We start from the raw sequence: 6154 nt of genomic DNA, 5'->3' as shown, positions 1-6154 counted from the left end.
GTCATAACCTTCTCGCTCGACTTGCATGTGTTAGGCACGCCGCCAGCGTTCATCCTGAGCCAGGATCAAACTCTTAAATAAAATTTAAGATAATAACTCTCGTTATCAACTGGTTGAATCTTTTACTTCATTCCTGAAGTTGCTTAATTTCTTTCGAAATCAAACGGAATTTTTGGGCCATTTCTTTCGAAATGGTATGCTTGTATTTTTGCTCATACTGTTCAGTTTTCAATGTTCTACGTCGTTCTGACGACTTTTTAAATTATACTACTGTTAACTTTCAAAGTCAAGCACTTTCTTTAAAAAATGTTTTTTTATTTTTCTAAGTGTTTTACTCTGTTTCGTAACAGCTTTTATATAATATCAAGTTCAAAGCCAAATGTCAACAACTTTTCTAATTAATTTCAATAAGTATTTTTTTACCCATAAATTAATATTTTTTACTGTCTCAAGCGAAACAGCTTCCTAATAGTAACATCATATAACACATGTGTCAACATACTTTTAAATAGTCGAAAAATTTTTATTAGATCAAATAATAGGACAGCTTGTTCTGTCCCAAGTTATAACTTACTGCTTTTCATTATTACCCGTCTTCTTTTAAAGGAAACATGAAAATCTCACTTCCGCCTAGGCATTCAACTAAAAAAGAGCGCTTAGGCACTCTTATTCAGTCTTTTCTAAAATATATCTATTGTAAAGATCTTCTGATATGTTCTTCTAATAAATCTAAAGGCATAGATCCATTACCTAATATCAAATGGTGAAACTCCTTAATATCATAGGCACTTCCCATCTTTTCTTCTACATAATCACGGAGTTCTTTTATTTTTAACTGTCCAATTTTGTATGAACAAGCCTGGCCTGGCCAAGTGGTGTATCTTGTAACTTCAGCTCTGGCATAACCTGGATGTAACAATCCTTCTGCAACAAGATAATCAATAGCCTGTTCTCTAGTCCACTGCTTATCATGTATACCTGTATCGACCACAAGCCTTGCTGCACGATGAAGCTCAGACTTCAAATAGCCAATTTTGTGCTCAGGCGTCGGATTAAAGCCCTGCTCATCTGCAAGCATTTCCGCATAGAGTGCCCACCCTTCTATATAAGCTGTATTTGATGCAATCTTTCTTATCATAGGAATATGTGCCAGCATTAGCTCATGTTCTCTTTCTAGATGGTGACCAGGTACTGTTTCATGAAAGGCCAAAGTATTGATGGCATACTCAGAATGCACACCACCTAAATCTAAATAATACACGCCGGATCTTTTTCCATCTATAGAAGGTGATATATAGAAGTTACCGCCAGGTGACGTCTTTATAATTGGACTTGAAGCAGGCAAATCGTCTTCATAAAAGTAGTTCAAGAGTTTTTCTTCCATGAGCCCAGCAACTCTAACATACTCGTCCATGGCATCTTGTCCTGAATAACCTTTGGAAGTTCGATTCAATTGATCTATATTTTCACCAAGAGAACCTTCATAGCCAATTTCCTTAAAAGCAAGCATCATTTCATTTTGAATTCTCTCAACTTCACTAAGACCAAGCTGATGTATTTCTTCTGGGCTCATACTTGTGGTTGTATGTTTTTTAAGTGCAAACTCATAGTAGGCCTTGCCATCTGGTAAAGCCCAAACACCATTAGATTCTTTAGATAAATCTTTGGAATCATACAGTGCACTTTTTAAATCCTTCATTGCTGGTACAAAATGATTCTCTAATTTATCTTTGGCTTCTTCTATAAGCTTTTCTTCAACAGAAGCATCTAAGCTTAAGCTTTTTACATCCTTTTCAAATCTTTGATAAATATCAAGAAAAGTAATCTTTTTGGTGTAGGCATTGATTTGACCAACACTTGTATCGATGGCATAAGGATCCATCAAATAACCAGCTTCAGTTGCCTTATTATATCTCTTTATCCAATCACCAATAACCTCTTCAGACATCTCAACTCTTTTTATCCAGTCCTCAGCATCCTTCTGGTTTTCTATAATATGAGTTTCCAACAAAAGTGTATGCAACCACCTATGTTCTCCTATTATAAAAGATAAAAAGAACTCTTGCTGCCTATATACCAAGTCTCCCAGTTCAATCTCTAATTGCCATTTTACATTCTTATAATTCAGATCATCTGTTTCAAAAGTCTCCAGTTTTTCCAAGGCAGCTTCATAAAACTGAGTCATCTCAATATAATAACTTTCATCAGCAGGTGTTAATTTATCCTTCTGATATCCTACACCATATGCAGACAAGTTTCCCAAATGATCAATATACTGAGGATCTCTCTTTAGAATTTCAATAAATAGCTCATCGTAAAACTCGTCTAACGTTTCACTTGTAAAGCTGATTTCAAAACTTTCTACAGCTTCTGTTTCAGCACCAAGCGCATTACTATCCTCTACACTGACTGGTGCTTGATTTTGACAAGACACCAAACACAACATTAACAACACGATCATAATCTTCTTCATTTCGACCCCCTAGCTTGTTAAATAAATTATATCATTTGTATTTTCTGAAAATTCTGAACATATTTTAAACTTTTTTTATATCCGATACATTCTTTATTACATAAATGTAAAAGTTAAGATTTGGTTAATATGTTTTCAGAAAAAATAATGCTATGATTAGTGTGTTCGAATATATTCGACGCAATCCCAAATAACCCAAAGAGAAATTCTATGAATTTTTCACAACACTTCAAAAGCACTGACATTTGTCAGTGCTTTTTACTCTTCTTTAAAATCATATAATCTTTTTCATTGTGATACATAAGTTCATAGTGAAAGTCTTTTGCAAGTGATTTAAAGCTCTCTACCGTAAAAAATGATATATGGGTAATGTCTCTTCTGTACCACCATTTCTTAAAATGATCATCATCCTTAGGAAATTGGGTCATAATAGCCATAATCCCCTCTTCCTTAAGTAAGCCATCTAATTTTTCAAACTCCTTGTAAGGCTCAGAAAAATGCTCAAACACTTCTGTAGAAGTAATGATGTCATACTTCTTATTTAAATAAGCCTCATCCGGCAAATAGAAAGGATCATAAGAAGTCACCTCATAACCTTGTCTTCTAAGAACTTCCGAAAATACAGGCTCAGGACCTGAACCGTACTCTAAGAGTACTTTTCCAGATACAAAAGGCTCAAAAGCTGTCATAAAGCGCTTAAACATATTGACATAACCTTCATCCTCAATAGAATTATTGTGTCGATTGTACTCTTCTTTCTCATCTTCTAAGGTCGCATGGTGTTTAGGATCCGCATATATAAAGCCACATGCTTTACATCTATGGTAATCCATTTTAAACTGCTCATCAAATAGGATGTAGGTATCACCCTTACAGATTTTACACTTCATTTTATCCTCCAATATTTAAAGCACCGTTAAACAGTGCTTCGTCTACAATGTAGCAACAAAATCATTTAATAAAGATTCGATGGCTTCCTTGTTGTTTACTCTATTCAACTGGTCTTTGACCTTTGAAGAACCACGGATACCTTTTAGGTACCAAGCCGCGTGTTTTCTCATTTCCATAATACCACGGTGCTCACCCTTGTACTTGATCATCAGTTCTAGCTGCTTTAGTGCAACCTCAACCTTTTCTCTAGGATCAGGCGGTGCAATTTTTTCACCCGTCTTGAAGTAAGTGTTGATCTCTTTGATCAACCAAGGATTGCCTTGAACACCTCTTGCAACCATCAAGCCATCTACATCTGTATGATCCTTCATTCTAATAGCATCTTCTACTGAAAAAATATCGCCATTGCCAAACACAGGAATCTTGATGGCTTTCTTAACGTCTCTTATGATATCCCAATCTGCCTTACCAGCATAAAACTGGTCTCTTGTACGTCCATGAATCGATAATAAATCTGCACCACAAGCTTCTATGACTTTGGCTACCTCTACAGCATTCACTTCTTCATAACCTTTTCTGATCTTAACAGAAACAGGTTTATTGGATGCTTTCACAACAGCCGTAACAATCTTTTCAATAAGTTTTAAATCCTTCATCAAGGCTGAACCATCGCCGTTTTTAACAATTTTAGGTGCAGGACAGCCCATATTGATGTCTAATATATCATGGTTGTAATCATGAAGTTTAGAAACCATGTCTGCCATAATTTCTGGTTCATGACCAAATATCTGAAGACCTACAGGTCTTTCCGATTCTGAAATCTCCATAATGGCTTCAGTTTTCTTATCTTGATAGTAATAAGCTTTTGCACTTACCATTTCAGTAAACATCAAACCGCAGCCAAAAGACTTGCAGATTTCTCTGAAGGCTCTATCCGTAACACCCGCCATAGGGCCTAATGCTACTTGACCTTCAATATTTAAATTTCCAATTTTCACACTAACCTCTGTTCAGTTGATAAATATACAACAGGCCTTCTAAAGTCAACATACGGTCAATGACATCAATGCAATCTGTTTCTTCAGAAATCATTGTTGCTAGACCACCCGTCGCGATTACTTTAGCATCTGGTGCATTTAATTCCTTTTTCATACGTTTGATGATGTATTCTACTAAGCCAACATAACCCAGTAAGACACCCGACTGAATCGATTCAGTCGTATTTTTACAAATAACACGATCCGGCTTCACAAGCTCTACCTTGGTTAACTTGGCTGCCTTTTGATAAAGTGCATCATTTGAAACCCTAATACCTGGGGCAATTGTACCACCTAAGTATTCAAAACGGTCATTGATGGCACAGAAAGTCGTCGCTGTACCAAAGTCTACAATGATCAATGGACCGCCATATTTCTTATAGCCTGCAACAGCATTAACAATTCTGTCAGCACCAACCTGCTTTGGATTGTCATATTTTACATTCATACCGGTTTTAATACCAGGACCAATTACAATTGCTTCACAATCACAGTATTTTCTAGCCATATGCTCTAGAGAATACATAATAGAAGGTACAACAGATGATATGATCACATCTGATACCATGCTTAGTTCCAAGTTGTTATAAGAAAACAATTGGCTAATTATCATACCCAGTTCATCTGCCGACTTCTCTTTATCTGTTGAGATACGCCAGTTCATAATCAGCTCATCACCTTTAAAAAGCCCTAATACGATATTTGTATTACCAACATCTACTGCTAATAACATAGGTAGTCACCTCTAATCTACATATTCATACAATCCTCTAACAGAGACTTCTCCATAAAAGACTGCTTCTTCTTTTCCATCTTCATTGACAATCACTAAATGACCATCTTCATTGATATCCTTAGCCTGAACTTGTCTTGTACCTGCTTTGGTAATGAGTTTCACAGACTTATCTATCAGTATAGATTTTTTTCTACATATATCAATGGTTTTTTCTAAACTTTTATTTTTTATAAAGTCATCATACAAGTCTTCAAAAGCTTGCAAGAAATTAAGTACAATGGCTTTTCTTGAAATGGTTTTATCAAGGCCCATCTTCAAACTGACAGCCTTATCCGAAAGATCGTCCGGCATAGAACTTTGATTGACATTGACACCAATACCAACAATGACATAGTTGATGCCACCAAGTTCTGCAGACATTTCTGTTAAAATACCGCAAACTTTCTTCTTATTTAAGATTAAATCATTGGGCCATTTGATGAAAATATCAGCACCTGTTTCCTCTTCAATGGCCTTCACCATAGATGCTGCTGCAATTTGAGTAATCTTCGGTGCTTCTGAAGGCTCTATATCTGGTTTTAAAACAACCGACATCCAGATGCCAGTACCTTTTTCACTTTCCCAGTGTCTGCCTAGACGTCCCTTGCCTGAAGTTTGCTCGTCAGAAATCACCACCATCTTATCCGAACCATTCATGGCTAGTTTCTTTGCATAATCATTGGTAGAGCCCACCGTATCTAAAAATACCAGTTCTTTTCCCATGGCTTTGGTTTTAAGCTCACTGAGTATTTCTGATTGATTGTACATCTCAGTCGTTTCTAACAAACGATGACCCTTTCTAGAAACAGATTCTATATGATAACCCTGTTTCTTCAAATTGTTGATGTGCTTTGAAACTGCCTGTCTTGATATGTTCAGTGCGTCACTGATTTCAGCGCCTGACACAAATTCATTTTCACGCTTCTTTAATATATTCAGTATCTTAGATTTCATGAGCCCTCCAGTCACACCTTAATA

Annotated in this window: 5 protein-coding genes and 1 rRNA gene; all 6 read right to left on the bottom strand. The window is 36.2% G+C overall.

All coding sequences use genetic code 11. The features are described from left to right. A 16S ribosomal RNA gene (locus EZV73_RS24510) occupies nt 1-81 on the bottom strand; the annotation flags it as partial. A gap of 610 nt (nt 82-691) precedes the next feature. Beyond that, entirely contained in the window at nt 692-2473 is a 1782-nt protein-coding gene (locus EZV73_RS24505) for a DUF885 family protein (RefSeq protein WP_240843090.1), read from the bottom strand. A gap of 248 nt (nt 2474-2721) precedes the next feature. After that, nucleotides 2722-3363 carry a class I SAM-dependent methyltransferase gene (locus EZV73_RS24500; RefSeq protein ID WP_240843089.1) on the bottom strand — a complete coding sequence of 214 codons (642 nt, stop codon included), beginning with the start codon at nt 3361-3363 and terminating at the stop codon, nt 2722-2724. 42 nt (nt 3364-3405) lie between these two features. Then, a complete protein-coding gene (dusB, locus tag EZV73_RS24495; protein ID WP_240843088.1) occupies nt 3406-4362 on the bottom strand; it encodes a tRNA dihydrouridine synthase DusB in 957 nt (318 codons plus the stop codon). Between the two features lies 1 nt (nt 4363). Next, nucleotides 4364-5134 (bottom strand): type III pantothenate kinase, encoded by a 771-nt coding sequence (locus EZV73_RS24490; protein WP_240843087.1) that lies wholly within the window; start codon nt 5132-5134, stop codon nt 4364-4366. Nucleotides 5135-5146: 12 nt separating this feature from the next. Then, nucleotides 5147-6130: a biotin--[acetyl-CoA-carboxylase] ligase gene (locus tag EZV73_RS24485; protein WP_240843086.1), complete on the bottom strand. Its 984-nt coding sequence runs from the start codon at nt 6128-6130 to the stop codon at nt 5147-5149. Nucleotides 6131-6154 lie beyond the last annotated feature (24 nt).

This window comes from Acidaminobacter sp. JC074 (assembly GCF_022496765.1).
Classification (GTDB): domain Bacteria; phylum Bacillota; class Clostridia; order Peptostreptococcales; family Acidaminobacteraceae; genus JABXKX01.
This window is presented reverse-complemented; position numbering and strand designations above follow the sequence as displayed.

What these genes read in the sequence shown, in the direction of transcription:
- EZV73_RS24505 (WP_240843090.1), bottom strand. Translation starts at nt 2,473, where the DNA reads ATGAAGAAGATTATGATCGTGTTGTTAATGTTGTGTTTGGTGTCTTGT.
- EZV73_RS24500 (WP_240843089.1), bottom strand. Translation starts at nt 3,363, where the DNA reads ATGAAGTGTAAAATCTGTAAGGGTGATACCTACATCCTATTTGATGAG.
- EZV73_RS24490 (WP_240843087.1), bottom strand. Translation starts at nt 5,134, where the DNA reads ATGTTATTAGCAGTAGATGTTGGTAATACAAATATCGTATTAGGGCTT.
- EZV73_RS24485 (WP_240843086.1), bottom strand. Translation starts at nt 6,130, where the DNA reads ATGAAATCTAAGATACTGAATATATTAAAGAAGCGTGAAAATGAATTT.